The sequence below is a fragment of the Deltaproteobacteria bacterium PRO3 genome (assembly GCA_030263375.1).
In the GTDB taxonomy this organism is placed as follows: Bacteria; UBA10199; UBA10199; order DSSB01; family DSSB01; genus DSSB01.
The window spans coordinates 1-2544 of the sequence record SZOV01000180.1; the positions used below are offsets into that span (position 1 = coordinate 1).

Annotated in this window: 2 protein-coding genes; both read left to right on the forward strand. The window is 60.7% G+C overall.

Annotated features, from left to right (window positions below; genetic code table 11):
* On the forward strand, window positions 1-181 hold a 181-nt coding region (locus FBR05_15115; GenBank protein ID MDL1873509.1), incomplete at its 5' end, for a hypothetical protein.
* A gap of 197 nt (window positions 182-378) precedes the next feature.
* Complete coding sequence (ppcA, locus tag FBR05_15120; protein ID MDL1873510.1) at window positions 379-1905, forward strand: phosphoenolpyruvate carboxylase; 1527 nt, start codon at window positions 379-381, stop codon at window positions 1903-1905.
* Window positions 1906-2544: the final 639 nt, after the last annotated feature.

Consider the following 2544-nt stretch of genomic DNA (forward strand, 5'->3'; position numbering starts at 1 on the left):
CTCGACGGCGCGGGCATCGAGGCCTTCGACGTCACCAAGCCCGCCCCTGAGGCGGCGGGCGGGGGCGCCGCGGGCGGCAACATCACCACCGGCGCCGGCTCCGGCACCCCGGGCACCGGCGGCTCCGGCGTCGGCGGCATCCCGGCGGGCGGCGCGGTGGGCGGCGGCGGTTGCAGCCTGACCACGCGGGCCCAAACCGGCGGAATCGGCGCTCTCGTCATGGCCTGCCTGATCGGCGGTACCTTGGCGGCACGGCGGCTGCGCAAGCTTCCGGTCCGGCGATAACGCAGGCTTCTATCTTTCAAAGCCCCCGGCGGCTTAAGCCCCGGGGGCTTTTTTTTGCTGCCTTCGCGGCGGCAAATCCCGTATCCTGGGACCATGGTCCATGTCCTGAGCCGAAAAATCCCGGCGACGATGGCGACCCAGCACCCGGACAACGCCTTCAAGCCCTATTGGAGCACCAAGCCCTTCATCTCCACGTCGAAGGAGGTCGAGGAGTGCTACCGCTCCTATTCCGACCTGGGCTGCCAGGAGTACATGTGGGACTGGGAGGGAAAATTCGTCGATGAGGCGGTCGTCGACCGGCTCTACCAAAAATACTACGACTATTTCTCCAGGCACCAGCTGGGGCGGGACAAGTTCCTGACCTTTCGGGTCCCCAACATCCAGCGGGAGGGTCAGGCGCGCCTGGCGCGGGCCTTCGCCGGCATCCTCTCCGCCGCCTACACGGCCCACGAGCTCAAGCTGCACACCCCGCCGCTCTTCGAGGTGATTCATCCGATGACCACCTCGGCCCAGGAGTTGATCACCTTGCAGCGCAAGTTCAACGAGACGGCGCAGTTCCAGCAGAAGATCCTCGAATCGAAGCACCTGAAGCCGGAGCACCTCGACATCATCCCGCTGATCGAGGGCACGGGCACCCTGCTCAAGAGCCGGAGAATTTTGGAAAAATACGTCGACTTTATGGAGAAGATGAACGGCAAACGGCCGCGGATGATCCGTCCCTTCATCGCGCGCAGCGACCCCGCCTTGGACGGCGGATTCCTCGCGGCGGTTTTGAGCGCCAAGGCTGCACTGTCGGAGTATTTCCACTTCCAGAAGGACACCGGCATCAAGGTCAAGCCGATTATCGGCGCGGGATCGCTCCGCTTCCGCGGCGGCCTGAGCCCGCAGACCATCGACGAATTCATCACCACCTATCCGGGCGTCGCCACGGTAACCTTGCAATCCAGCTTCCGCTACGACCATCCGCTCGACGAGGTGAAGAAAGCGGTCGCCAAGCTCAACCGCCGGTTGGGCAACGTCGATCCCGTTCTCTTAACCGCGAAAGAGATGCAGCAGATCGCGAGGCTCGACGCGATCTTCGTGAAGTACTACCGGAAGACGATCGAGGGCCTGGAGGGCTTTATCAACCAGATGGCGCGCTTCATCCCGGCGCGGCGCGAGCGCATGCAGCACACCGGGCATTTCGGCTATTCGCGCCAGGTGGGCAAGGCGGGGCTCAATCTGCCACGCGCCATCACCTTCACCGCAATCTTCTATTCCTTGGGCCTACCGCCCGAATTGATCGGCATGGGACGAGGTCTGCGCGCCAGCCGCCAGGCGGGGTTGCTGGGCCCGCTGGAAAAGCTGTATCCGGAGCTGCGCGAGGCGATCGTGGGGGTGGGGCGTTATTTCAACCGCGAAAACCTCGAGATCCTCTCCAGGCGCTTTCCCCTCTTTAAGTTCGTCAAGACCGGCGTCCAGTACATCGAGTCCTACCTCGGCGAAAAATTGGGACCGCGGGAACCGGAGGACTTCATCCACCGCAACTACACCTCCAACGTGCTTCAAAACTGGCTGCGCGAGCGGTCTCCTGAAGAGGACATCGTCAAATCCGCGCAGATCCGACGCAGCCTGGGTTGAACCGAAAACTTGTGATCTTCTTCCAGTCTTTGCTGTTGCCCCCTTCCGGGACACTTATGATGTCTGATTTTTCTGCCTCCGTTTTGGACTGTCCGTGCTGTTGACCACCTCCGCCCGTCAGGGAGGGGAAGGGATACCCCCTCTGAAGACTAGGCCCGGTCGGGCTACTCGCGAAAAAAAAGCCGGTTCGCTTCGAAAGTTAGGGTCTTCCTTCGTCAGCCCCTAACTTTCGAGCTCTCTCGGCTTTTTTTCCGCTCCTACGCCCTCCCTCCTGCCTAGATGTCTTCAGAGGGGGTATCCCTTCCCCTCCCTGACGGGCTCTTGCCAGATAAGTAAATCAAGAGTTCTTACCCACGAGTTATAGCCACTGATGAGCTATGAATCGCACCCCTCAACTTATCCTCACTACTTCTCTTCATTGCTTATCCTTACTACCTATCCTCACTCTTACCCCTCATTTCTCCTCCCTTTGCATTTTCCACCCATTGCGTGGTGAATTCCTGTCATCTCCCAAATTTTTGCATATTCGGGTGGAATCCTGCACGAGCCCCTAGCCGGGGGCGATATGTCCCTAAGCGGGACCCTCTGAAAAGCCGATCACCTTAAGGCCTATATAATATCGGCTTTTCGGCGGAGGCC